Genomic DNA, 23,054 nt, shown 5'->3' with positions numbered 1-23,054 from the left:
TCGAACGGACCCGTTCGGATGCGCCGCGGCACCGTGCCCGGCCCCGCGCGGACCTCTCTTTTCATGAAGCCACAACCTGCGATCGAGCGACCTTCCATCGAACCGGCACGATGGAGGGCATGGCTCGATCCGCTCGGCGACGCGGCGCGCGACTGGGCCGCCAGCGACGGGCTGATCTGGCTGCACCTCGCGAAGACCGTGTTCGCGGCGCTCCTTGCGATGGGCATCGCGATGCGACTGGAGATGTCGCAGCCGCGCACGGCGATGACGACCGTGTTCGTGCTGATGCAGCCGCTGTCGGGGATGGTGTTCGCGAAGAGTTTCTACCGCGTGCTCGGCACGGCGGCCGGCCTCGTCGCCGCGCTCGCGCTCGGCGGGCTGTTCGCGCAACAGCCCGAGCTGTACATGGCCGGCATCACGCTGTGGATCGGCGGCTGCATCGCGCTCGCGGTACGCAACCGCCACTTCCGCTGGTACGGCTTCGTGCTCGCCGGCTACACGGCCGCGCTGATCGGGCTGCCGGCCGTGATGACGCCGCAGACGCTGTTCCAGTCCGCGCTCACGCGCGCCGCGGAAGTCGCGCTCGGCATCGCGTGTTCGGGCGCCGTCAGCGCCTTGATCCTGCCGCTCAGTTCCGCAAAAGCGCTGATGCGTTCGCTGAGCACCCGCCACACGACGTTCGCGGCCTTCACCGCCGGCGCGCTTGCGGGTGACGTCGCACGCGGCGATTTCGAGCGGCGCTTCGCCGATTTCGTCGACGACATCGTCGGCTTCGAAGCGAACCGCGCATTCGCGTCGTTCGAGGATCCGCACATCCGCGCGCGCAGCCGCCGGCTCGCGCGGCTGAACAGCGAGTTCATGAACGCATGCACGCGGCTGCATGCGCTGCACCAGCTCGTCAAGCGCCTGCGCGCGAACGGCTCGGACGCGGTGCTCGATGCGCTCGCGCCGCACGTCGACGCGCTCGCGCAGCGGTTCGCCGCATTGCGCGACGAACGGCAGCGCGGCATTGCACCGGCCACCGGTGCGATGCTCGAACTGCGCCGCTTCCACAGCGCGTTGCCGAAGGCCGCGCGCGCGTCGCGGCGGATCATCGAGGAACACGCGGCCGGCGGCCTGCTCGATTTCGATACGGCGATCGAGCTGCTGTACCGCTTCATCGGCGAATATCTCGGCTACGCGGACACCTACGCGTCGCTCGACCAGGACGATCACGCGTTCGAGCGCACGGTCACGCATTACGCGGTGAAGACCAATTCGTTCTTCGTCGGCTTCGCGTTCCTGCGCACGATCGTCGCGGTCGGCGCGATGAGCGCGTTCTGGATCGCGTCCGAATGGCCGAGCGGCTCGCTCGCGGTAATCGCCACCGCGATCGCGTGCGCGCTCAGCTCGACGTCGCCGCGCGCGCCGAAGTTCGTCGCGCAGATGAGCGTCGGCGCGGCATTCGCGACCGCCGTCGGTTACCTGTTCCTGTGCTACGTGTATCCGAACATCGACGGCTTCCCGCTGCTGTGCGCGACGCTCGCGCCGGTGCTCGGCCTCGGCGCGTTTCTCGCGATGCGGCCGGGCCTGTCCGGTTACGGGATCGGCTTCGCGGTGTTCTTCTGCCTGCTCGCCGGCCCCGACAACGCGATCGCGTATACGCCCGAGGTGCTGATCAACAACGGGCTGGCCGTCGTCGTCGCGATGCTCGCGTGCTCTCTCGTGTTCGCGGTCGTGTTCCCCACCCACATGCCGTGGCTCACGGGCCGCATCGCGCACGACCTGCGCCGCCAGGTCACGCTCGCGTGCGAAGGTGCGCCGGACGGCCTCTCGCAGCGCTTCCAGTCGAGCACGCACGACCTGATGGCGCAGTTGCGCACGCTGCTCGTGCGACGCACGCGGCAGCATCGCGACGCGCTGCGCTGGATGCTGTCGACGCTCGAAGTCGGTCATGCGGTAATCGACCTGCGCGACGAACTGCACGCGTTCTGCGAATCCAAACCCCCGCAGACGCTGCGCTGGACCGGTTCGATCGACGCGGTGCTGCACGAGCTGCCGCGCTTCTTCGACGACCCGACGCCCGGCCACCATGCGCGCACGCTGAAATCGGTGAACCTTGCGATCCGCGCGGCGCAGCACACGCTGCAGGCATGGTACGCGGTGCCCGACGCGCGCCGCAGCATGCAGCGGATCGTCGGCTGCCTGCACTTCATGCGCAGCGCGCTGCTGGACAAGGATGCGCCGTTCAACCGGCATCGCCATTGAACATCGGTGCGCCCGCAACGGGATCCTTGTTCCGAATGGAAATAAGCTCTACAGGTGCGGCGATTAATCTTTAAGCAGTGCGAGCCTATAGTTTCCTCACTGCCAGCGAGACTGGCACTCACCCAGGAGAAACAAAATGAAGCCGCTGCACCTCGCCCTCGTTGCCCTGTCGCTCACCGCTGCTGTCGCCCACGCACAGCCTGCGCCGGCCGACGTCGCACAGCAACAGGCGAACCGCGCCGAAGCCGTCAAGGCCGCAGGCCGCGTCGATCGCGCGCAATCGAATCAGGAAGACCCGAACGCCTGTGTCGGCCCGGTCAGCTTCTGCAACATCTACTTCGGCAGCTGAGCATGACGCCGCGTCGTCACGGCCAGGCCCGCTTCGCCCGCATCGAATCCGCGGGCGGGCGGCGGAACGGCCGATCGCCGCATCGCCGCCCCGCTCCACGCCGCTTCGTTTGAAGCGGCGCATGCCGTTTCAGGCGCCGCGCCCCGGCCGCCACCCCACTTCGCGCAATGCGTCCAGCAAGCGCGCCTGCCCGAGCCCCTCGACCCGCGCACCGCGCGATTCGACGTCGCCACCCGCGACGAGCGCATTCACGATCGCTTCCTCCACCGCCTCCGCCGCCGCGACGAACAGCGCGGAAATATGGTCGTTGTTGACCATCTTCACGGCGGTGGTCGGCGCGCCCTTGCTGCCGTAGTTCGCCGCCGGCAGCGCGTCGTTGCCGGTTGCGAACGCAAGGAAGATGTCGCCGCTCGAATCCTCGGTGCCGCCGCCGACGCGTGCGAGCCCGACGCTCGCGCGCTGCGCGAGGCGCGTGCATTGGTGCGGCAGCAACGGTGCGTCGGTCGCGAGCGTGACGACGATCGAACCCATGCCGGCCTCGCCTGCCGCGTCGGGCGCGCGGAACGGCGAATGCACGTGCCGCAGCACTTCGCCGACCGGATAACCGGCCACGCGCAGCATCTCGCGCACACCGTAGTTCGCCTGCACGAGCGCGCCGACGGTCCAGCCGCCCGCATCGGCCGCGAGCACGCGCGACGCGGTGCCGATACCGCCCTTGAACTCGTGGCAGATCATCCCCGTGCCGCCGCCCACGCCGCCTTCGGCAACCGGCCCCGACTGCGCGGCGGCCAGCGCGCGCTGCACGTGCGCGGCGCTCACGTGCTGCCCCCAGATATCGTTCAGCAGCCCGTCGTAGGTTTCCATCACGACCGGCATGCACCAGTACACGCGGCCGGCCGCCGCTTCCCGCTCGTTCGCGACGAGCGCGTCGCGCACCGCACCGACGCTGTGCGTGTTCGTATAGGCGATCGGCGTCGTCAGCAGGCCGGCCTCGCGAATCCATTCGAGCCCCGTCGCGTCGCCGTTGCCGTTCAGCACGTGCACGCCGGCGAAACACGGCGAATCGTGCGCGGCGCCCGCGCGCGGTTCGATAACGGTGACGCCGGTGCGGATCGATGCGTCGCCGTTCTCGACGTTCAGCGTGCAATGTCCGACCCGCACGCCCGGAACGTCCGTGATCGCGTTGAAGCGGCCCGGCGTGCCGAGTCCGATGCGGATGCCGAGATCCCTCGTGCGCATGATGCAATTCCTCCAGTCTTTCAATGGTTCGGTGTTTCGGTGATGCAAGGTGACGATCCGGCGTTCAGAGCGCGCGGAACGCTTCGCTGTGGCGCGCCCACACGACATACATGACGAGTGCGGCGACCAGCAGCCCCGCGATGATGATCAGGTCGGTCGGCTTCGTCGCCGTCGCCAGCGTCGTGTAGAGCGTGTACGCGGCGCCCGCCACCGCGACGAGCGGCGTCACGGGCCACAGCGGCATCCGGTAGTGATGTTCGACATCGCGGCGCACGAACCGGCTTGCCAATGCGGCCAGCCCGACGACCAGATAGATCAGCAGCAGCAGGTCGACCGTGAACGCGGTCAGCTCGTCGAGGCTCGACACGAACACGAGCCCCGCCGACGGCACCGCGAGCGCGATCGTCGCGAGCCACGGCGATTCCAGGCGCGGATGGATCGTCGAGAATGCGCGGTTGCAGGTGCGCGACCAGAGCGCGTGCCGGCCGCTGCTGTACAGCAGGCGGCCCATCGTGATCACGATCGCGATGATCGCGTTGAACACCGACAGGAAGATCCCGGCGCTGACCACCCGCGACACGGCCGGATTGCTCAGCGAACGCACGACATAACCGATCGGGTCGGCGCTTTTCGTGAGTTCCGTCAGCGAAGGCGCGCCGAGCACGATCGCGGTGAGCGGCACCAGTTCGACGACGAGGATCACGAGCAGCGAATAGATCACGGCCTTCGCGACGTTGCGGTTGCCGCCGCGCAAGTCTTCGGCGAGGTATGCGGCTGAGCCGAAACCGTTGTAGCAGAAGATCGCCGTGCCGATCGCGGGCACGATCGCGGCGAGCGTCGCCGGCACGAGCGCGTTGCCGCTCGCGACGACCGGCGCGACCAGCACGTCGGCGCCGCGATGCAGCGAGCCGAAACCGAGCCCCGCGATCAGCATCAGCACGCCGATCTCGACGACGAGAAACGCGCCGGTGATCCACGCATTCGTCTTGATGTTCAGCATGCCGAGCAGGTAGCTGAGCAGCACGATCGTCAGCGCGACCGACTGGTTGCTGAAGTGCGTGCCGAGCGCGTTGTTCAGGTACGGCGCGGCGCCGCTCGCGAGCACGGCCGGGATGAACACGCTGACGGACAGCACCGTGATGAAGGTCAGGTAGCCGGGCAGCGTGCCGAACACGCGCTTGGCCATCACGTATTCGCCGCCCGCGCTGCGGTGCGCGGCGCTGAGCTCCGCATAGCAGAGCGCGAATGCGAGCGCGAGCACGCCGCCGAGCAGGAACGACAGCACGGCGCCGCTGCCGGCCTGCTGGATCGCGAACGGCGCGATCACGAAGATCGAGCTTGCGGGGGTCACGCCCGACACGGTGATCATCACTGCATCGCGCACGCTGAGCGTCTGCGACAGCGCGCGCGGCGCGTCTTCCGTTGCAGGCGTCGCTTGCAGCGTGCCCGTCGATTCCGACATCATCGCCATCTCGTTCTCCTGTGCTGCACTTTTTTGAACGCCCATACTCGGGCCCGATTGATTGCGTGGCAGTCTAGGAAGCCAATTTCAGGACCGCTATTCCCCCTTCGTGTTACGCCCTTCCGGTGGTGGTATGGATCGTCTCTTTTCCGAAATCGCGATGCACCAGGCGCTTGGCCGCGCAATCGATCATCTCGGCCAGCCGCGCTTCTGGCGGTTCCTGGTGCTGCTGCTCAATGAAATGGCGCCGTTCGACAATGCGCTCGCGACCGCGATCGGCCGCGACGGCGTGCCGCTCGTGCTCGACGAATACGACACGGGCGGCACCGACACCGCATCGCCGGTGCCGCTTTACCTGAATGGGTTATATCTGCTCGATCCGTTCCTGCAGGCCGCGCACGACGGGCTCGCCGACGGCTGCTACCGGCTCGAGGAAGTCGCGCCCGACCTGTTCCGGCAAAGCGAGTATTTCCTGAGCTACTTCCGCGATGCGGTCGGCGACGACGAGATCCAGATCCTCGTGCGGCCGAACGCCGACACGCTGCTGTCGCTGTCGCTCGGCGCGGCCGCGCGTTTCGACGTCGAGCCGCTCGGCAAGCTGACGGCCGCGATGCCGTGGGTGCTTGCGACGATCCGGCAGCACTGGCGGCTGGTGGGCGACGCCGCGCGCACGACGCCCGACGCCGATCTCGGCGCGCGCGTCGAGCAGGCGCTCGCGCGCTTCGGCGCGGGTGTGCTGACCGATCGCGAGATGTCGATCGCGAGAATGGTGCTGCGCGGCAATTCGTCGAAGGCGATTGCCGAACGGCTGGCGATCTCGCCGGAAACGGTGAAGGTGCATCGGCGGCACCTGTACGCGAAGCTCGGGATTGCGTCGCAGCCCGAGCTGTTCTCGCGGTTCATCCAGGCGCTGGGAGAAGATGCGGCCGGGTGAGCGCATCGAGCAGCACGGGTGGCAACGGGCGCGGAATCGTGCAATATCCGTGAATCGCCGCAATCCGTGGTCATCCGGTGAAGCACACGCGGATGTTCCGTCGACAACCAGGCTGCCCGGAAACAGGAATCCCGCTCCATGTCGCTCATTCCGCTCGTCGGACTTGGCTGGTTGCTTCTGTGTGCGATCAGCGCCGCATCGATCGTGCTCGTGCCGCCGCTGCTGCTGGTCGCCTGCCTGATGGGAAAGGACGTCTGGTCGATCCTGACCCGCGGCCGGCTGCAGTTCGCGTTCCTCGCCTACCTGGGTTCCGCGCCGGTGCCGGCGGTCTTCACGTTCCTGCTGGAAGCCGGTGCCGCGGCCGGGAGCGCCGGAGGCGTTGCGCCCGACAGCCTGACCGTGTGGAACGAACGATGTTTTTTCATGTTCCTGGGCGCGGCAGCGCTGAGCGGCGTGCTGTTGCTGCTGCGGCCGAAAGACGGGCAAGCGGCAAACGTCGAGCCGTCACAGTCTTCGCAATAGCCGGCACGCGAACGCCGCGCCATGCCGCCCGCCCGGTTTTCGGGCAGGGGCACGGTCACGCGCAGCGTCCTGCTACCGCCACTTCGCGCCGAGTTGCGCGAGCCCGGCGTTCCGGAGATCGTCCGGCAGCATCACCACGCGGAACTCGCAGTCTGCATTCAACATCAGGAACCACGGCTCCGCGAGCGCCGGGATCTGCGACGGGTCATCCAGATCGACGATCACGACCGCCCCGCGCCCGCCGCTCTGCTCCGTGAAATACACGGCCTCCGGCCTGACCGCTTCGAGTATTCGCGAGATCACGTCGCCGACGCTGCCGTCGCGCACCAGCGTGTTGAACGGCTCGTGAGGGATTCGTATGTTGAGAAGCATGCGCATGACCATCCTCCTTGGGCTCCGCCCGGCTTGGGCCCTTCAAGCATAGGTGCTGCGCGACGCCGCGCCAGTGGCGCCGCAAGCAGTTGCCGGCACGCATTCACATTCCGACGATTCGATGACACCGCGTCGCGCAAACGGCAATCGCCCGCGCGATGCAGGCCGGGTCGAATCGACCGCTTATGCCCCCGTCATGCGGAGACCGTATCGGCCGTCAGCCCCGTCGACGCGATCGTCAGATGCAACGGCTGCTCCGGCCGCAGCGTCACGTTCAGCACCGCGCGCGGCGGCGTCATGCCGTGCGGCACCGACAACGCAAAACGCTGCAGGACCATTGCGGCCACAACCGTCATCTCCGTCATCGCCAGATGCTGCCCGAGGCACACGCGCGGGCCGGTGCCGAACGGCATGTACGCGCCGCGCGGCGGCGCCGTCGCATCGTCGGCGAAGCGCTCCGGACGAAATGCATCGGGCTCCGGAAACCATCGCGGATCGCGCTGCATCAGTTGCAGCGGCAACATGAACATCGTGCGCGCGGGAAACTGCCACGCGCCCAGCGTGATCGGCCGCGCTGCGCGCCGGCTGATCAGGACCGGTGCGGACGGATACAGGCGCAGCGTTTCGTCGAGCGTCTGCGTCAGATAGCGCAACGACGATCGCGTCTCGGCGGACGGCGCGCGACCGCCCAGCACGCGGGAAACCTCGTCGCGCGCGGCGGCTTGCACCGCCGGATTCGCGGCCATGCACCATGCCCACCAGGTCAGTGCTCCGGCCGTCGTCTCGTGGCCGGCCAGGAACGCCGTCATGCATTCGTCGTGCACGGCCTGCAGCGGCCATTTCCGGCCATCCGCCCGATGCAGCCGCAACAGGCGCGACAGCAGATCGTCGGGCCACGTGCGCTCCGGCATGTCGATACGCGCCTGCAGTTGCCGGTCGATCAGCCCGTTCAGCACCGCCTTCGCGCGCGCCTTGCGGCGCTTCCACGGCACCCAGTCCGGCGTGCTCGCCGGCTGGTAGAACTCGGCGTTGGCCGCGGCGCTCACCGCGCGCACCGCCTCCTCGGCCGCGCGCGCATCGTCGCCGATCGCGTCGGAGAACATCGTGCGCATGATCACGTCCATCGCGAGCGACGTCAGCGCACTTTCGATCGGCCAGTCCGGATCGTGCGCGGGCCACTGCGCGAGTGCATGACCGGCCGTCGCCGCGATCGCCGGGACGAACGCCTGGACCGGCTTCGGCATGAAGCTCGGCTGCAGCGCATGCCGCTTGTCGCGCCACGCATCGCCCTCGGCGACCAGCACGCTGTGCCCGTGGACCTGCGCGAACACGCGCATGCCGTGCTCCCAGCGCCCGAGCGCATCGTGATGCGTGACCAGCAGCTCGCGCACGAGCGCCGGATCGGTCACGACCACTTCGTGCTCGTGCCAGATGCGCAAGTGCACGACGTCGCCGTACGCGCGCTGCCAGCCGGACAGCGCGCCGATCAGGTCGCGCGACATCGCGCGCAGCAGCCCCCACCCCGTCAGGCCGGCACGCGGCCCCGGCGGCCATACGCCGGGCGGGTGAAGCGCGGGCGCCGACGCAGCGGTGCCCGCATGGAATGGACATTGGGAAGAGGATCGTGTGTTCATGCGCCGGATTGTCCGCGTCGGCGAGCCGGCGGTCTTGAACGCAAACGACATCGACACGCGTGCGACCGGTCCCTATACTCCGGCGTCATGTTCTCCGGACCACCATCGATCCCGCCGTCATGCCCCGATCCGCTTGCGCGCGCACCCCGTGTATCGAGCGGCGGACAGTCGCCGCATGCGCGGCTGCATCCCGCGCCGGCCGCGCTGCAGGGTGCGGTGGTCGCGATCGTCCTGCGCGACACGCGCGGCTTCACGTTGAGCGACGCGCAGCGACTCTCGCACTTTCCGGCCACGCCGCTCGTCTGCGTGTCGTGGTATCGGGATCTCGACGTGGGCTTCATCGAACCAACGGCCGACGGCCCGCAATGGCGCCCCTTCGGCGCCGCGGCGACGCTGTCGGGCAGCCATTCGGCCCCCACCGTCGCGTGGGCGCCGACCGGCGGGCGGATCGGCATGATCTGTTTCACCGCCGATGCGGCGCGGACGCTGTTCGGCATCGCGCTGCCGGACATCCACGACCGCGTGGTCGACGCGCATGCATGCCTCGGCCGCGACTGGCACCCGCTGGTCGATGCGCTGGTCGGCGCGGATCGCGATGCCGACGTGCTGGCGGCGATCGATCGCCATCTCGCGCCTCGCTGGCAGGCGCTTCGGCCCGCGCCGCCGCTGTCGTCGCTCCGCAACGCGGGGCGTAGCTGGGTCGAGCGCCTCGCGCTGCAGGCGCGCGAATGGCGCGGCACGCACAGCCCGCGCCAGGTCGAACGGCGCATCAAGACCTACAGCGGCCGATCGCTGCGCGAATGGCAGGCGCTCGTCAGGACGGAAAGCGCGTTCTTCGCGGCGCGCGACCGGTTCGAAGCCGGCGCCGCGTTCAACTGGGCCACGCTGGCGCTCGACGAAGGATTCGCCGACCAGGCGCACCTGAGCCGCGAGGTCAAGCGCATCACTGGGTTCTCGCCGAGCGAATTCACGCAACGCTTCATCGACGACGAATCGTTCTGGATGTACCGGCTCTGGGTGTGACGCGGCGGCGGTCGATCACGCTTTGGTGATCCGATTCGCGATGAACTGCCGGCTCGCGCCCCCCACTCAACCGCGCGGTTCGACGAAGCCGCCCTCAGGTGCTTCGTGCGGCACGTTCCAGCCGAAGTACACCTCGGCCTCGACGATCCGGCCGTCGCGGACGCGCAACCGCTCCGCGTTCCTGAACCGCTTGCCGCCGCTCGTTTCGGCCTCGTACACGACGAATACGTGCTCGCCGTGAACGACGACGTCGACGAAATCGAAGCGCGCCAGCGTCACGCTGTTCGGCCAGCAGCGCCGGAAATACGTGTCGCGGTCGAGCCGGTTGTCGAGCGGGCTCGTGAAATGGAAGTCTGGTGCGATCAGCGCTTCGATCGCGTCGCGGTCCTTGTCGACATATGCGCGGTAGCAGGCGCGTGCAACGTCGCCCGGGTTCTGTAGCATCGTCGTGTCCTCCTTGAAGGGTCGGTGCGCGCCTCGCTCGCGCGGGTTCAGGTGTTCTGGCGGAACGCGCCCGTTACCATCCACGTCAAGCCGCGTCGGCCGGCAACCCGCGCTTTCCATCGTAAGCCGGCAATCCCGCGGTTGCCCGATTCTGCGGGCACGGGCATGATGTCCGCGAACTCGCCAGCCGCTTTTTTCGCCGATTTTCGCCGACCACGCCGCACCGGTGCGGCGTGTCACGCGAACGCTGCCGCCGTCGCGCGAGCCATCCGCACGCCTGCCCCGCCGCCCACGTCACTTCGTCCATGTCACTACGCGCATTCAGAACGCTGGTCGCCATCGCCCGACACCGGACCTTCGCGCGCGCCGGCGAAGCCATCGGGCTCACGCAGTCGGCGGTGAGCCTGCAGATCAAGACGCTCGAAAGCGAATACAACGTGCAGCTGTTCGACCGTTCACGCCGGCAACCGGTGCTCACCGAAGCCGGCAACATCCTGCTCGCGCAGGCCGAGCAGGTGCTCGCGATGGTCGACCGGATTCCCGATGCACTCAGCGACGAGAAGAAGCTCGTCGGCCGCCTGCGGATCGGCGCGATCCAGACCGCGCTGTCCGGCCCGCTGCCCGATGCGCTGCTCGCGCTGCGCGATGCGCATCCGTCGCTGCGCGTGCACGTGTCGGCCGGCATGTCGGCCGAACTGGCGAACCGCGTCGCGGCCGGCGAACTCGATGCGGCGATCACGACGCGCCCCGTGCGCCCGCATCCGGCGGAACTGACGTGGACCACGCTGTACGAGGATCGCTTCTGGCTGCTCGCGCCGCCGGAATATGCGGAACGCGACGCGGGCGCGCTGCTCGACGCGCTGCCGTTCATCCGCTTCGACGCGCAAGCCTGGGCCGGCCGCATGATCGCCGCCGAGCTGCGCCGCATCGGTGTGAGCGTGCGTGAAGAGATGGTGCTGGACAGCGCGGAAACGATCGCGCGGATGGTGGCGCGCGGGCTCGGCGCGGCGATCGTCGCGCTCCCCGATTCGACGCTCGCGCGCCTGCCGCCCGTCACGCGCTTGCCGTTCGGCCAGCCGCAGATGGGGCGCGCGGTCGTGCTGCTCGAACACCAGTCGCGCCCGGCCGAGCGTTTCGCGCGCGCGCTGGCCGCCGAAGTGACCGCGTCATCGATGAGAATTTCTCATTGAACACCCGATAATTAACAATTATTCCTGTTGCTTTCGCGTGTTAACTTGGCGCCATCGTCACTCTTTCGATCGCGTGTCGCCATGTTGCCCGCCCGACGGATTCCCGCCTCGTTCCGCCGCTCCGCCTGCCAGCCGCTCCGCACGGCCCGCCTGAAGGCGCGCCGATGATCGGCCCGATCCTGCTCGCGCTGGCGCCGGTCGCGCTGCTGGTCGCGTTCGGCCATGGCCTCCGGCGCACGGGTTTCATCGCCGAAGCGTTCTGGCCGCAGGCCGAGCGCCTTTGCTACTACGTGCTGCTGCCCGCGCTGTTCGCGGACAGCCTCGCGAACGCGCGACTGCAAGCGCTGCCCGTTTTACCGCTCGCGGCCGCGCTGGTCGGTTCGACCGCCGTCGCCGCGGCGCTTCTCCTGCTGGTCCGCCCGTTCGTCCGGGTCGACGGCGCCGGCTTCACGTCAGTGTTCCAGGGCGCGGTGCGCTTCAACAACTATGTCGGCACCGCACTCGCGGCCGGGCTGTTCGGCGCAAAGGGCATCGCGCTCGCGGCCGTGTGCGTCGCGGCGATCGTCCCGACCGTCAACCTGATGTGCGTGCTGGTCTTCGCACGTTATGGCGATACACGGCTCGGGGCAGCCGCACTCGCGCGCCAGATCCTGTCGAATCCGCTCGTCGTCGCGTGCGCGCTCGGGATCGCGATGCAGGCCGGCGGCGTCGCGTTCCCGGCGCCCATCGAGCCGGCCGTGCGCGCGCTCGGCGCCGCGTCGATGCCGCTCGGCCTGCTGTGCGTGGGTGCGGCGCTCAGATTCGATGCGGCACGTGCGTGGCTGCAGCCGGTGTGCATCGCGTCGGCGTTCAAGTTCATGGCGATGCCGCTCATCACGCTCGCGGCCGGCCGCGTGGTCGGGCTCGGCGATGCGGCGCTGACGGTCGCGCTGCTGTTCCAGGCGCTGCCGACGTCGTCGGCGTCGTACATCATGGCGCGCCAGCTCGGCGGCGACGCGCCGTTGATGGCCGGCATCACCGCGTTCCAGACGGTCGCCGCGGCGCTCGCGATGCCCGTCGTGCTGACGGCGCTCGCGTCGGCACCGGTGTTTCGCTGACGGCGCGGCACTCGCCCCCTTCCGCTGAATCGGCCTGCGGGCCAGTCGTCGCACGGCCCGGCCTCGTCAGCCGCGCGCGGTCGTGCACACACGGCCGCGACCACCTTTCGAGAAACCACCACGCATGAACGCGCCATCCGCACCCGCCGCCATCGTCGCCTCCCGGCCGCACGCAGCCCTCTACGTCAAGCTCACCCTCGTCGCGCTGTTCTGGGGCGGCACGTTCATCGCGGGCCGGGTCCTGGCCGCGTCGATGTCCGCGACTTCCGCGGCCACCGGCCGCTTCGCGATCGCCGCGCTGCTGCTGGTCGCGCTGACGTGGAAGTTCGAAGGCGGTCTGCCGAAGCTGAGCGGCCGCCAGATCGCGACGACCTTCGCACTCGGCGCGACCGGGATCTTCCTGTACAACGTGTGCTTTTTCGCGGCGCTCGCGCGGATGCCGGCCGGCCGCACCGCGCTGTTCGTCGCGCTGAACCCGGTCGCCACCGCCGTACTGCTGTCGGTCGTCACGCGGGAACGCCTGTCGCTGTCGCGCTGGGCCGGCATCGCGGTTGCGCTGTGCGGCGCGCTGGTCGTGATCAGCCGTGGCGAATGGCTGCGCGTGCTGACCGACCTCGGCAACACGTTCGGCGCGGGCGAACGCTTCATGCTGTGCGCGGTGCTGAGCTGGGCCGCCTATACGGTGATCGGCCGGCGCGCACTCGACGGTCTGTCGCCGCTCGCGGCGACGACCTACGCGACGCTGTGGGGCCTCGCGCTGCTGATCGTCGCGCACCTGTTCGGCCCGGGCGCGGGTGCAGGCGACGGCACGCCGCTGACGTGGCAGGCCGTCGTGTCGATGGTCTATCTCGGCGCGATCGGCACCGTGGTCGCGTTCGTCTGGTATTCGCAGGGTATCCGCGAACTCGGGCCGGCCCGCGCCGCCGTGTTCACCAACCTGGTGCCGGTGTTCGGCGTGCTGCTGTCGGTCGCGTTGCTCGGCGAACCGCTGTCGCCATCGATGCTGGCCGGCGGCGCGCTCGTGATCGCGGGCGTCGCGCTGACCAATCGCGCGCGGCGCTGACGCATTGGCGCACGCGCAGCGCCGGCTCGGGGACGGATCCCGAATACCGGATCGCGACGGCACTCGCCGCACTGTTGCGCGACGCCTGCGCGCCGCCGCTCCGCGCCGGGACTTTCTCGCAGCCCTGCCAAAAACCGCCTATCGTGAATGAAGCGCTCCGTTTGCCGCTATTCGACCCTGAGTCGCTCGCACCAGCGGCAACGGTGCCGCGTTCCGGCACCATTCATCGCAATCGTCGCGTCCGCTCGCCCGTGCGCGCGATCGCGGCCGCCCACCGGATTACAGGAGGCACTCATGAAAGCCGCGCTGCTCGTCAGTTCCGCCCTGCTCGCCATTGCGTCCGCTTCGGCCTCGGCCCAAGGTTCGATCACGAAAGTCGAAAACGGCGCGCTCGTCGCCGCGAACGGGATGACCGTCTACACCTTCGACAAGGACAAGCCCAATGCCGGCACCAGCGCATGCACGGGCCAGTGCGAATCCTTCTGGCCGCCGTACAAGGCCAGCGCGACCGACGCACCGGTCGGCCCCTACACGATCGTGAAACGCGACGACGGCAGCCCGCAATGGGCATACAAGGGCAAGCCGCTGTACTTCTTCTCGAAGGACATGAAACAGGGCGACCGCAACGGCGACAACTTCAAGGACATGTGGCACGTGGTCGCGCCGTAAGCGTTGTTGCGCCGCCGTCCGCGCATCCGGCGCGGACGTGAAGAAGCCCGCCCGGATCGTCGATCGGGGCGGGCTTTCGTACCTTCACACCTGTCACATTGCGTCGCCAGCCGGCGGGCCGGCGACGCATGCAGCCGGCATGCGCGTCAGCGGTTCGACGGGAAGCTGAACACCGTTCCTTCGCGCACGCCGGCCGACGGCCAGCGCTGCGTGATCGTCTTGCGCTTCGTGTAGAACCGCACGGCGTCCGGGCCGTACGCATGCAGGTCGCCGAACAGCGAACGCTTCCAGCCGCCGAACGAGTGGTATGCGACGGGCACCGGCAGCGGTACGTTGATGCCGACCATGCCGATCTGGATGTTGTCGCTGAAGTAGCGCGCGGCCTCGCCGTCGCGCGTGAACAGGCACGTGCCGTTGCCGTATTCGTGCGCGTCGATCAGCGCCATTGCCTCGTCGAGCGACTTCAGGCGGATCACGCCGAGCACCGGCCCGAAGATCTCGTGCTGGTAGATCGGCATGCCGGGCTTCACGTTGTCGAACAGGCACGGGCCGAGATAGTAGCCGCCGTCGTGGCCGTCGACCTTCACGCCGCGGCCGTCGACGACGAGCGTCGCGCCCGCTTCCACGCCCGCTTCGACGAAGCCCGTCACCTTCTCGAAATGCTGCTGCGTGACGAGCGGGCCCATGTCGACGCCCGCGCCGTTGCCCGGGCCGACCTTCATCTTGTCGATTTCCGCCTTCAGGCCCGCGACCACGTTGTCACCCGTCTCGTCGCCGATCGCGACGACCAGCGGAATCGCCATGCAGCGCTCGCCGCACGAGCCGTACGCGGCGCCCATCAGCGCGTTCACCGCGTTGCCGATGTCGGCGTCGGGCATCACGACCGCGAAGTTCTTCGCGCCGCCGAGCGCCTGCACGCGCTTGCCGTGCGCGCAGCCGGTCGAGTAGATGTATTCGGCGATCGGCGTCGAGCCGACGAAGCTCACGGCCTTCACGCGCGGGTCGGTCAGGATCGTGTCGACCGCTTCCTTGTCGCCGTTCACGACATTCAGCACGCCCGGCGGCAGGCCGGCCTCGAGCGCGAGCTCGGCCATGCGCAGCGTCGACGACGGCGTGCGCTCGGACGGCTTCAGCACGAACGTGTTGCCGCACGCGACGGCCATCGGCCACATCCACAGCGGCACCATCACCGGGAAGTTGAACGGCGTGATGCCGGCGGCCACGCCAAGCGCCTGGAACTCGCTCCACGAATCGATCGCGGGGCCGACGTTCTTGCTGTGCTCGCCCTTCAGCAGTTCGGGCACGTAGGTCGCGTATTCGACGTTCTCGATCCCGCGTTGCAGCTCGCCCATCGCATCGGCGAGCACCTTGCCATGCTCGGCCGTGATCAGCGCGCACAGTTCGTCGGCGTGCTCCTCGAGCAGCGTCTTGAAGCGGCTCATCACGCGGGCGCGCTTCAGCGGCGGCGTGTTGCGCCACGCCGGGAACGCGGCCTGCGCGGACGCGATCGCGGCTTCGACGGTCAGCTTGTCGGCGAGCGCGACGCTCTTGTCCGATGCGCCGGTGGCCGGGTCGAACACCGGCTGGACGCGGCTGCCGCCGTCGACGCGCTTGCCGTCGATCAGGTGGCCGACGGTGGAGGTCACATTGCTGTCGTGTTTCATCGTTCAGGCTCTTTCGTGAATTCGGTTGTCGCTTGGGACGAGCGATGGCTCAGTCCACTTCGTTCAGCGCGTCGGACAGCGCGTTGACCAGGTTGTCGATCTCGCGCTTCTCCGAGATGAACGGCGGCGCGAGCTGGATCGTGTCGCCGCCGTAGCGCACGTAGAAGCCCTTCGCCCAGCAGCGCATCGCGATCTCGTACGGACGCCGTGCCGGTTCGCCCGGCAGCGCCGCGATCGTCAGGCCGGCCGCGAGGCCGTAGTTGCGGATGTCCGCGATGTGGCGCTGGCCCTTCAGCCCGTGCACGGCCGCCTCGAAATGCGGTGCGAGATCGCGCACGCGGGCAACCGCATCTTCCTTCACCAACAGGTCGAGCGCGGCGACGCCGGCCGCGCACGCGACCGGGTGCGCCGAATACGTGTAGCCGTGCGGGAACTCGAGCATGTACTCGGGGCCGCCTGCCGCCATGAACGTGTCGTAGATTTCCTTCGTCGCGACCACGCCGCCGAGCGGCTGCACGCCGTTCGTCACCTGCTTCGCGAAGTTCAGGATGTCCGGCGTCACGCCGAACGCGTCGGCGCCCGTCATCGCGCCGGCACGGCCGAAGCCCGTGATGACCTCGTCGAAAATCAGCAGGATGTCGTGCGCGGTACAGATGTCGCGCAGCCGCTTCAGATAGCCCTTCGGCGGCACGACCACGCCCGCCGAGCCGGAGAACGGCTCGACGATCACGGCCGCGATGTTCGATGCGTCGTGCAGCGCGATCAGGTCGAGCAGGCGGTCTGCCAGCTCCGCGCCGTGTTCGGGCATCCCGCGCGAGAACTTGTTCTCGGCGAGTTGCGTGTGCGGCAGGAAATCGGCGTCGAGGCCCTGGCCGAACAGCTTGCGGTTCGGCCCGATCCCGCCGACCGAGATACCGCCGAAGTTCACGCCGTGGTAACCCTTCTCGCGGCCGATCAGGCGCGTCTTGGTGCCCTTGCCCTTTGCGCGCCAGTACGCGCGGGCCAGCTTCAGCGACGTGTCGGCCGCTTCCGAGCCCGACCCCGTGAAGAACACGTAGTCGAGGCCGGCCGGCGTCAGGTCCTTGATCTTGTTCGCGAGCTCGAACGACTTCGGGTGGCCGAACTGGAACGCCGGCGCGTAGTCGAGCTGCGCGACCTGGCGGCTCACCGCTTCGACGATTTCCGTGCGGCCATGACCGAGGCCCGTGCACCAGAGACCCGACAGGCCGTCGAAGATCTTGCGGCCTTCGGCGTCCGTGTAATACGCGCCCTGGCCCGACACGATCATGCGCGGATCGGCCTTGAACTGGCGGTTGGCGGTGAACGGCATCCAGTGCGCGTCGAGCCACGCGGCGTCGGTGCGGATGGTCGTGTCGTCCTGCTGCGCGGCGGTGGTGATGTCGGTCATGTCGGTCGGCGCGGCGCGCCCCTCCTTCTTGTGATGATGTTGCGCATTGTCGGGAGGCCAATTAGTCTCTTCAATATCGCAATATCAATGTTCACTTGCGCAACTATGCAAGCAAAGAAACCGAAGAGCCGCGCGCTGCTCGGGCAGCTCAGCGACATGGATCTCCGCCTGCTGCGGGTCTTCAAGGGCGTCGTGCAGTGCGGCGGGATGGCGGCGGCCGAACTGGAACTGAATATCGGCATCTCGACGATCAGCCGGCACGTGAAGGATCTGGAAACGCGCGTCGGCCTCGTGCTGTGCCGCCGCGGCCGCGCGGGCTTCACGCTGACGCCCGAGGGGCAGACCGTGTACGAGGAGACGCTGCGGCTGCTCGCGTCGATGGAAGCATTTCGCAGCAGGATAGACGGTATTCACGAACGGATGGGCGGAGAATTGCACGTCGCGGTGTTCGACAAGACGGCCACCAACGCGAACGCGCGGCTCGGCGACGCGATCCGCCGGTTCACGGACGAGGCACCCGACGTCGCGCTGAACCTGCATGTCGCGTCGATCAACGAGGTCGAACGCGGGATCATCGACGGCAGTTATCAGGTCGGGATCATTCCCGCGCACCGCAACTCGGGCAGCCTCGTGTATTCGGAGCTGTTCGACGAACGGATGCTGCTGTACTGCGGCCGCCAGCATCCGCTCTACGATGCGCCGCACGGCAAGCTCACGTGGACGACGATCCGCCACCACGCGTTCGCGGGGCTCGGCTTCCATTCGCCGAACATGGAACTGAGCCATCGCGCGAAGCTCACGCGCAGCGCGACCGCGTCGGACCAGGAGTCGATCGCGACGCTGATCCTGTCCGGTCGTTATCTCGGCTTCCTGCCCGACCATTACGCGGAAAGTTTCGAGAACAAGGGGCTGATGCAGCCGGTCGCGCCGCACCGGTTCAACTACCGGTGCCGGTTCGTGAGCCTGCTGCGGCGCTCGCCGCGGCCGTCGCGGGCCGCGCTGCTGTTCCAGTCGTGCCTGGAAGCCGCGCATGCGGCGGGTCGGCCGGCGGCGTAGGCGGCTCACTCGGGGAATCCGGTTCCCGGCGGTGCGCCGTACAGCATCGCGCAAGCGGGACGCTCGGCTGACCCTGCGCACGCGCGCCTGCATCGAATATGAGACGAATGGGCGCAGCCGCGCCTTCGTTTCCGCCCTGTTACGTCACGCGCCGTCGCCGTTGTCGACCGCGCCGCCAGCGCGCAGCCGGGCCTGGCTGCGCTTCATGAAATGCGTCGCGACGAGCGCGGCGGCAAAGCCGGACGCCGCGCCGAGACCAAGCGCCCAGCGCGGCCCAAGATGATTCGCGACCCAGCCGGCCACCGGCGCGCCGAGCGGCGTGCCGCCGAGCGCGACCGCGAGGCGCAGCGCCATCACGCGCCCGCGCATCGCCGGCTCGGTCGACAGTTGCATCAGGCTGTTGGTCGAGTTCATGAAGGTGATCGCGGCGATCCCGGTCAGCACGAGCGCGGCCCCGAACAGCCAGTAGCCCGGCGCCAACGCGGCGAGCGTGCAGCCGAGCCCGAACAGCGCCGCGCCGAACCACAGATGCCGGAAGCGCGGCTGCTCGCGGCGTGCCGCGAGCAGCGCGCCCGAGACCGTACCGACCGCCATCATCGACGACAGCACGCCGAAGCCGCGCGCGTCGACGTGGAACACGCTGGCCGCCATCGTCGAAATGAACAGCTGGAAATTGAGCCCGAACGTGCCGATCAGGAACAGCATCACGAGGATCGCCTTCAGGTCGTCGCGCTGCCACACATAGCGGAACCCGTCGAGCAGGCCGCTGCGCGAGCGGCCCGCCCGCACATTCGCGCGCAGTTCGTCCTCCCGGAGCAGCGACAGCGACGCCAGCACCGCGAAGAAGCTGAGCCCGTTGGCGAGAAACGCCCAGCCGGTGCCGATCGACGCGATCAGGAACCCGGCTGCCGCCGGGCCGATCATCCGCGCCGCATTGAACGACGTCGAATTGAGCGCGACCGCATTCGCCAGCTCGCGGTCGCCGACCAGTTCCGCGACGAAGGTCTGCCGCACCGGCGCGTCGAACGCCGACGCGCAGCCGAACAGGAACGCGAACACGTAGACATGCTCGAGCCGCGCGACGCCCGTGACGGTCAGCGCGCCGAGCGCCAGCGCCAGCACGCCCATCAGCCCCTGCGTCACCATCAGCAGCTTGCGCTGGTCGAAGCGATCGGCCGCGTAGCCGGTCCACGGCAACAGCAGGAGTTGCGGCCCGAACTGCAGCGCCATCACCGTGCCGACCGCCGACGCGTCGTGATGCGTGAGCTGCGTGAGGACGAGCCAGTCCTGCGCGGTGCGCTGGATCCACGTGCCGATGTTCGACACCAGCGCGCCGATCGCCCACACGCGGTAGTTGAAACTGCGAAGCGAGCGGAACACGCCCGCGGCCGGCACGCTCATGGCCGCTCCCGGTCGGGCTCGTTGCCGCCGTGCAGCGCGCCGAAGTGCCGCGCGAGGAACAGGCCGAGCGCCAGGACGCCGAGCCCGAGCGCGGCCGCGTCGGCCGTAACCTTCAGGTCGAAATCCCCGACGCGGCACACGAGCGCATAGCCGATCGCGAGATTCACGACACCCCACACGACATTCACGGTGGACGACGACAGCCCGCGGCCCGGCGGATTCGCGAACGGCGTCTGGAACGGCTCGCCGCGCAACCCGCTGACGAGATGCGGCACGGCGTTCGCGAGAAACGCGCCGCCGAAAAAGTACGACACGAGATGCAGGGAGGTCATGTTCGGGCTGTCCTTTCGGCGGGCGGGTCGATGCGGTTCACGGGCGCGCCGGGTCCTGGAAATCGGCGAGCCGCTGCAGCAGCTTCACGGCCGCTGCGAGCTCGGCCTGCTCTTGTTCCGATAACTGCGCATGCAGCGCGCGGAACAGCCAGTCGTCCTTCGCCGCGCGATTGGTCTGCAGCACCTTGCGGAAACCAGGCGTGAGCGCGATCAGCGTCTGTCGTCCGTCGGTCGGATCGGGCGCGCCGCCGACGGCACCCAGCGCCTCGAGCGTCGCGACCGTCACGCGCATCGACTGCGGTCGCACGCTTTCGGCGCGCGCGAGCGCCGACACGGTCGCGGGGCCGTCGCGGTCGAGCCGCAGCAATACCGATTTCTGGGAAGACGTGAGGTCGTTCGGGTGGGTCTGCTCCCGCATCCGCCGCATCAGCTTGCCGACCGAGATGCGGAGTTCGCCGGCGAGACCGGCCAGTGGGAGCGATTCGGAAGATGACGATGGCGGGTTCATGAATCCACGATAGCACATATACAGAAAAACTGTACAGTTTAACTGTATATGCCGAGACGCATCGGACACGTGCCTGCCGAGATCCGCGAATCGGAGACGAACGCGATACGTCGCCTTCAGCCGCGCGATCCGCCTCTGCGATAATGCGGGCTCCCCATTTCCGCCCAGCCTCCCGCCATGACGCAGCCGCCCGCCCCGCTCTCGACCGACCTGCCGCCGATCTCGTGCCTGCCAGGCGATGCGCTTCCGTGGCTGCCGATGAGCGCCGACCTGCCGGGGCTGGCGATCAAGTACCTGCACATCAATGCGGCCGAGGACACGCTGACCGCGCTGCTGAAGATGCCGGCCGGCGGCACGCTGCCGCGCCATCGCCACGACGGCGAGGTGTTCGTCCATACGCTGCAGGGTGCGTGGCGCTACCTGGAATACGACTGGGTTGCGCACGCCGGCTCGACGGTGCTCGAACCGGCCGGCTCGGTGCATACGCCGCAAACGCTCGGCGCGCCGGGCGAGGATGTGATCACGCTCAACGTGATGCGCGGCGATCTCGTGCTGCTCGACGACGACGGCCGCGAGACCGCGCGCGAGAATTGCCGCGTCGCGCTGCTGCGCCAGCGCAAGCATGCGCGCACGGCGCCGGACGACGCCGTGGCGTTCGTGACACGCTGACGTCGGGCGCGGTCGGGTTCGGCGATCGGAGCATGCGCGTTCGGCGTCGAATTGCCGGGGCCGCGCCGCATCGCCGAACGGGCTTAGTCAGCGGACCGCCGGATCAACTGGCGCAGCGACAGCGCGTGCAGCAGGATCGAGGTCGGCACGACGAACGCCGGCGTCAACACATCCGGATAAACACCGGCACCGATACTGGGCACATGCGGAACGATCAGCTGGAACCGGCCGGGCGACGTGATCAATCCCATCGTGATCGCGATAGCGAAATCCGCCAGGCCGAAGAGGTTCCACATGATCGCCGCCTTCCGCCCCTCGGCCGTGCCGGTCGCGACGGCGATTGCCGCCGGCACGGCGAACATGCCGGTCAGCACGTCGCCGATTCCCGCCGGCAACGCGAACACGCCGGGCATCCCGCCATGCAGCCACGCGGCGAGCGCCCAACCGCCGAATACGCGGTAAAGCTGAATCGCGACGAGCCACGTCGCCGGCATCGCATCGAGCACCTGCCCGACCCGCCTCGACAACAGCAACAGTGGCGCGCCGATCAGCACCGGCAGAACAATTGCCAACGGCAGCAAAGGCGGCGCATCAGGCGAGCCCGCGCGGAACGTGCCATCGATGGCCGCGCTCCACGCGACAGCGAACCAAAGCGTGTACGGAATCATGACCGCAAGCCAGGTCGTGCTGCGTTGGCCCGGCGCCAGGCCGGTACGTTCGAGACCGAGCCATAAACCGATCGCGACGACCGCATGGACCGCCAGTTGGTGAGCGGTGACGGCAACGCCGCTCGCGGGGATAGCCGGCTGCCAGTAGATCAGGCCGATCCACAAGGCCGTCAACGGTGCGATCCAGAGCAGGCCGCGCCAGGCGGCACGCGACGGGACGATACCGGCAGGAAAAGGAGCGGTTGTCATCAGCGGGCCTCCATGCGGTTCCGGGTATTCGTGGCGTCGGCCTCGAACACCGCAGTGAGAATGCCGACCCGGCCTTCGACGAGATTGCGTCCCAGGTTCGCGAACAGTTGCGCGAAGTCCGGCCCCAGCACAATGCCGAGATTCGGCGACGGCGGCGGCCCGGACGCACGCCGTTGGGCGATCCACGCCTTGGCGGCCTCCGTGTCGTCCTGCCAGGTCAGCGTGCGGAAACCTGCTGCCTCGATGGCCTCGCGTGTTGCATCGGCCGTCATCAGGAAGCTCGTGGCCGGGGTTCGCGCCCACGGAACGGGATAGTGCAGTTCGCTGCCGTTTGCGACGACGTCGTACGTCGCGAATTTGCCGTCCGGCTTCAGCACGCGCCGGATCTCCCGGTAAAGCCGTGCGCGATCGGCGATGTTCATCGCCACATGCTGCAGCAACACGACATCGAAACAGCCGTCGTCGAACGGAAGGTCCAGCGCGCTGGCGGTACGAAACGACACCTGCCCGCTCTGCCCGGTGCGCTGCGCGAGATAGCGCGCGGCATCCACGAACGGCTCGCTGAGGTCGATGCCCGTCACCCGGCAACCACGGGCTGCAGCCAGCACGCGCGCCGGCCCGCCGATGCCCGAACCGACGTCCAGCACCGCCATGTCGGCGGTGATCCCGACCAGTTCGGCAAGCTCGTCGGTGGCAGCCAGCCCGCGGGTATGAAACTGGTCGAGGGCGTCCAGTTGCCGCGGTGCAAACGGTTGATCTTCCGGTCCAAGCGCCGTGAGTGCGGCTTTCAGCCGCTCGGTCAGGCCGGTCGCGCGATAGTGCTCGCGCACGCCATCAAGGGCATCGTTCATGGT

At 68.5% G+C, this 23,054-nt stretch carries 23 protein-coding genes; 11 read left to right on the top strand and 12 right to left on the bottom strand.

Going from position 1 to position 23,054, the window contains the following annotated elements; translation table 11 throughout:
- The first annotated feature begins 63 nt into the window (after positions 1–63).
- Positions 64–2,247: an FUSC family protein gene (locus LXM88_RS22780; RefSeq protein ID WP_262544577.1), complete on the top strand. Its 2,184-nt coding sequence runs from the start codon at positions 64–66 to the stop codon at positions 2,245–2,247.
- Positions 2,248–2,383: 136 nt separating this feature from the next.
- Complete coding sequence (locus LXM88_RS22775; protein ID WP_262544575.1) at positions 2,384–2,596, top strand: hypothetical protein; 213 nt, start codon at positions 2,384–2,386, stop codon at positions 2,594–2,596.
- A gap of 129 nt (positions 2,597–2,725) precedes the next feature.
- Here the strand turns inward: LXM88_RS22775 and LXM88_RS22770 are convergent, their stop codons facing one another.
- Together LXM88_RS22770 and LXM88_RS22765 are read right to left on the bottom strand one after the other, a co-directional pair.
- Complete coding sequence (locus LXM88_RS22770) at positions 2,726–3,835, bottom strand: DmpA family aminopeptidase (RefSeq protein ID WP_262544574.1); 1,110 nt, start codon at positions 3,833–3,835, stop codon at positions 2,726–2,728.
- 64 nt (positions 3,836–3,899) lie between these two features.
- Complete coding sequence (locus tag LXM88_RS22765; protein WP_262544572.1) at positions 3,900–5,306, bottom strand: APC family permease; 1,407 nt, start codon at positions 5,304–5,306, stop codon at positions 3,900–3,902.
- Positions 5,307–5,430: 124 nt separating this feature from the next.
- Here LXM88_RS22765 and LXM88_RS22760 point away from each other — a divergent pair, with 124 nt between their 5' ends.
- Positions 5,431–6,231, top strand: a complete 801-nt coding sequence (locus LXM88_RS22760; protein WP_262544570.1) for a helix-turn-helix transcriptional regulator — start codon at positions 5,431–5,433, stop codon at positions 6,229–6,231.
- A 138-nt stretch (positions 6,232–6,369) separates the two neighbouring features.
- Complete coding sequence (locus LXM88_RS22755; RefSeq protein WP_262544568.1) at positions 6,370–6,753, top strand: hypothetical protein; 384 nt, start codon at positions 6,370–6,372, stop codon at positions 6,751–6,753.
- 72 nt (positions 6,754–6,825) lie between these two features.
- Here the strand turns inward: LXM88_RS22755 and LXM88_RS22750 are convergent, their stop codons facing one another.
- Positions 6,826–7,131, bottom strand: coding sequence for a panthothenate synthetase (locus LXM88_RS22750; RefSeq protein WP_262544566.1), 306 nt, complete (start codon positions 7,129–7,131; stop codon positions 6,826–6,828).
- 188 nt (positions 7,132–7,319) lie between these two features.
- Positions 7,320–8,759: a cytochrome P450 gene (locus LXM88_RS22745; RefSeq protein ID WP_262544564.1), complete on the bottom strand. Its 1,440-nt coding sequence runs from the start codon at positions 8,757–8,759 to the stop codon at positions 7,320–7,322.
- Positions 8,760–8,846: 87 nt separating this feature from the next.
- On the opposite strand from LXM88_RS22745, the gene LXM88_RS22740 reads away from it, so the two are divergent.
- Positions 8,847–9,782, top strand: a complete 936-nt coding sequence (locus LXM88_RS22740; protein WP_262544562.1) for an AraC family transcriptional regulator — start codon at positions 8,847–8,849, stop codon at positions 9,780–9,782.
- A 66-nt stretch (positions 9,783–9,848) separates the two neighbouring features.
- On the opposite strand, the gene LXM88_RS22735 is transcribed toward LXM88_RS22740, so the two are convergent.
- Positions 9,849–10,226, bottom strand: a complete 378-nt coding sequence (locus LXM88_RS22735; RefSeq protein WP_262544560.1) for a nuclear transport factor 2 family protein — start codon at positions 10,224–10,226, stop codon at positions 9,849–9,851.
- Between the two features lie 305 nt (positions 10,227–10,531).
- Between LXM88_RS22735 and LXM88_RS22730 the strand changes: the two genes are divergently transcribed.
- The 4 genes from LXM88_RS22730 (at position 10,532) to LXM88_RS22715 (ending at position 14,245) form a co-directional block, all read left to right on the top strand.
- Entirely contained in the window at positions 10,532–11,416 is an 885-nt protein-coding gene (locus LXM88_RS22730) for a LysR substrate-binding domain-containing protein (RefSeq protein ID WP_262544558.1), read from the top strand.
- A 164-nt stretch (positions 11,417–11,580) separates the two neighbouring features.
- Complete coding sequence (locus LXM88_RS22725; RefSeq protein WP_262544556.1) at positions 11,581–12,513, top strand: AEC family transporter; 933 nt, start codon at positions 11,581–11,583, stop codon at positions 12,511–12,513.
- A 124-nt stretch (positions 12,514–12,637) separates the two neighbouring features.
- The gene (locus LXM88_RS22720; RefSeq protein ID WP_262544554.1) at positions 12,638–13,576 is read left to right on the top strand and encodes a DMT family transporter; all 939 of its coding nucleotides are present in this window, start codon (positions 12,638–12,640) and stop codon (positions 13,574–13,576) included.
- 294 nt (positions 13,577–13,870) lie between these two features.
- Entirely contained in the window at positions 13,871–14,245 is a 375-nt protein-coding gene (locus LXM88_RS22715) for a COG4315 family predicted lipoprotein (RefSeq protein WP_262544552.1), read from the top strand.
- A gap of 146 nt (positions 14,246–14,391) precedes the next feature.
- On the opposite strand, the gene LXM88_RS22710 is transcribed toward LXM88_RS22715, so the two are convergent.
- Positions 14,392–15,909, bottom strand: coding sequence for a CoA-acylating methylmalonate-semialdehyde dehydrogenase (locus tag LXM88_RS22710; RefSeq protein WP_262544551.1), 1,518 nt, complete (start codon positions 15,907–15,909; stop codon positions 14,392–14,394).
- Between the two features lie 49 nt (positions 15,910–15,958).
- Positions 15,959–17,317, bottom strand: a complete 1,359-nt coding sequence (locus tag LXM88_RS22705; RefSeq protein WP_262544549.1) for an aspartate aminotransferase family protein — start codon at positions 17,315–17,317, stop codon at positions 15,959–15,961.
- A gap of 105 nt (positions 17,318–17,422) precedes the next feature.
- Between LXM88_RS22705 and LXM88_RS22700 the strand changes: the two genes are divergently transcribed.
- Complete coding sequence (locus LXM88_RS22700; RefSeq protein WP_262544547.1) at positions 17,423–18,373, top strand: LysR family transcriptional regulator; 951 nt, start codon at positions 17,423–17,425, stop codon at positions 18,371–18,373.
- A 144-nt stretch (positions 18,374–18,517) separates the two neighbouring features.
- Here LXM88_RS22700 and LXM88_RS22695 read toward each other — a convergent pair whose 3' ends face one another.
- The 3 genes from LXM88_RS22695 to LXM88_RS22685 are packed head-to-tail and all read right to left on the bottom strand — an operon-like array spanning position 18,518 to position 20,632.
- Positions 18,518–19,774: an MFS transporter gene (locus LXM88_RS22695; protein WP_262544545.1), complete on the bottom strand. Its 1,257-nt coding sequence runs from the start codon at positions 19,772–19,774 to the stop codon at positions 18,518–18,520.
- The gene (locus LXM88_RS22690) at positions 19,771–20,106 is read right to left on the bottom strand and encodes a hypothetical protein (RefSeq protein WP_262544543.1); all 336 of its coding nucleotides are present in this window, start codon (positions 20,104–20,106) and stop codon (positions 19,771–19,773) included. The genes LXM88_RS22695 and LXM88_RS22690 overlap by 4 nt, the downstream gene beginning before the upstream one ends.
- 37 nt (positions 20,107–20,143) lie before the next feature.
- Positions 20,144–20,632, bottom strand: a complete 489-nt coding sequence (locus LXM88_RS22685) for a MarR family winged helix-turn-helix transcriptional regulator (RefSeq protein ID WP_412524166.1) — start codon at positions 20,630–20,632, stop codon at positions 20,144–20,146.
- Positions 20,633–20,791: 159 nt separating this feature from the next.
- Here LXM88_RS22685 and LXM88_RS22680 point away from each other — a divergent pair, with 159 nt between their 5' ends.
- Positions 20,792–21,283, top strand: coding sequence for a 2,4'-dihydroxyacetophenone dioxygenase family protein (locus LXM88_RS22680; protein WP_262544540.1), 492 nt, complete (start codon positions 20,792–20,794; stop codon positions 21,281–21,283).
- Between the two features lie 83 nt (positions 21,284–21,366).
- Here the strand turns inward: LXM88_RS22680 and LXM88_RS22675 are convergent, their stop codons facing one another.
- Together LXM88_RS22675 and LXM88_RS22670 are read right to left on the bottom strand one after the other, a co-directional pair.
- A complete protein-coding gene (locus LXM88_RS22675) occupies positions 21,367–22,116 on the bottom strand; it encodes an MFS transporter (RefSeq protein WP_262544538.1) in 750 nt (249 codons plus the stop codon).
- A gap of 83 nt (positions 22,117–22,199) precedes the next feature.
- The gene (locus LXM88_RS22670; RefSeq protein ID WP_262544536.1) at positions 22,200–23,051 is read right to left on the bottom strand and encodes a class I SAM-dependent methyltransferase; all 852 of its coding nucleotides are present in this window, start codon (positions 23,049–23,051) and stop codon (positions 22,200–22,202) included.
- Positions 23,052–23,054: the final 3 nt, after the last annotated feature.

It is taken from the genome of Burkholderia sp. S-53 (assembly GCF_025560745.1).
GTDB classification, from domain to species: domain Bacteria; phylum Pseudomonadota; class Gammaproteobacteria; order Burkholderiales; family Burkholderiaceae; genus Burkholderia; species Burkholderia pyrrocinia.
The sequence above is the reverse complement of the archived record's forward strand: the minus strand, read 5'-3'. Positions and strand labels throughout refer to the sequence as shown.

Coding starts and splice junctions, on each gene's coding strand:
- LXM88_RS22725 (WP_262544556.1), top strand. CDS start 11,581: ATGATCGGCCCGATCCTGCTCGCGCTGGCGCCGGTCGCGCTGCTGGTC.
- LXM88_RS22715 (WP_262544552.1), top strand. CDS start 13,871: ATGAAAGCCGCGCTGCTCGTCAGTTCCGCCCTGCTCGCCATTGCGTCC.
- LXM88_RS22695 (WP_262544545.1), bottom strand. CDS start 19,774: ATGAGCGTGCCGGCCGCGGGCGTGTTCCGCTCGCTTCGCAGTTTCAAC.
- LXM88_RS22775 (WP_262544575.1), top strand. CDS start 2,384: ATGAAGCCGCTGCACCTCGCCCTCGTTGCCCTGTCGCTCACCGCTGCT.
- LXM88_RS22745 (WP_262544564.1), bottom strand. CDS start 8,759: ATGAACACACGATCCTCTTCCCAATGTCCATTCCATGCGGGCACCGCT.
- LXM88_RS22680 (WP_262544540.1), top strand. CDS start 20,792: ATGACGCAGCCGCCCGCCCCGCTCTCGACCGACCTGCCGCCGATCTCG.
- LXM88_RS22735 (WP_262544560.1), bottom strand. CDS start 10,226: ATGCTACAGAACCCGGGCGACGTTGCACGCGCCTGCTACCGCGCATAT.
- LXM88_RS22760 (WP_262544570.1), top strand. CDS start 5,431: ATGGATCGTCTCTTTTCCGAAATCGCGATGCACCAGGCGCTTGGCCGC.
- LXM88_RS22755 (WP_262544568.1), top strand. CDS start 6,370: ATGTCGCTCATTCCGCTCGTCGGACTTGGCTGGTTGCTTCTGTGTGCG.
- LXM88_RS22765 (WP_262544572.1), bottom strand. CDS start 5,306: ATGGCGATGATGTCGGAATCGACGGGCACGCTGCAAGCGACGCCTGCA.
- LXM88_RS22730 (WP_262544558.1), top strand. CDS start 10,532: ATGTCACTACGCGCATTCAGAACGCTGGTCGCCATCGCCCGACACCGG.
- LXM88_RS22690 (WP_262544543.1), bottom strand. CDS start 20,106: ATGACCTCCCTGCATCTCGTGTCGTACTTTTTCGGCGGCGCGTTTCTC.
- LXM88_RS22740 (WP_262544562.1), top strand. CDS start 8,847: ATGTTCTCCGGACCACCATCGATCCCGCCGTCATGCCCCGATCCGCTT.
- LXM88_RS22780 (WP_262544577.1), top strand. CDS start 64: ATGAAGCCACAACCTGCGATCGAGCGACCTTCCATCGAACCGGCACGA.
- LXM88_RS22710 (WP_262544551.1), bottom strand. CDS start 15,909: ATGAAACACGACAGCAATGTGACCTCCACCGTCGGCCACCTGATCGAC.
- LXM88_RS22720 (WP_262544554.1), top strand. CDS start 12,638: ATGAACGCGCCATCCGCACCCGCCGCCATCGTCGCCTCCCGGCCGCAC.
- LXM88_RS22700 (WP_262544547.1), top strand. CDS start 17,423: ATGCAAGCAAAGAAACCGAAGAGCCGCGCGCTGCTCGGGCAGCTCAGC.
- LXM88_RS22705 (WP_262544549.1), bottom strand. CDS start 17,317: ATGACCGACATCACCACCGCCGCGCAGCAGGACGACACGACCATCCGC.
- LXM88_RS22670 (WP_262544536.1), bottom strand. CDS start 23,051: ATGAACGATGCCCTTGATGGCGTGCGCGAGCACTATCGCGCGACCGGC.
- LXM88_RS22770 (WP_262544574.1), bottom strand. CDS start 3,835: ATGCGCACGAGGGATCTCGGCATCCGCATCGGACTCGGCACGCCGGGC.
- LXM88_RS22750 (WP_262544566.1), bottom strand. CDS start 7,131: ATGCGCATGCTTCTCAACATACGAATCCCTCACGAGCCGTTCAACACG.
- LXM88_RS22685 (WP_412524166.1), bottom strand. CDS start 20,632: ATGTGCTATCGTGGATTCATGAACCCGCCATCGTCATCTTCCGAATCG.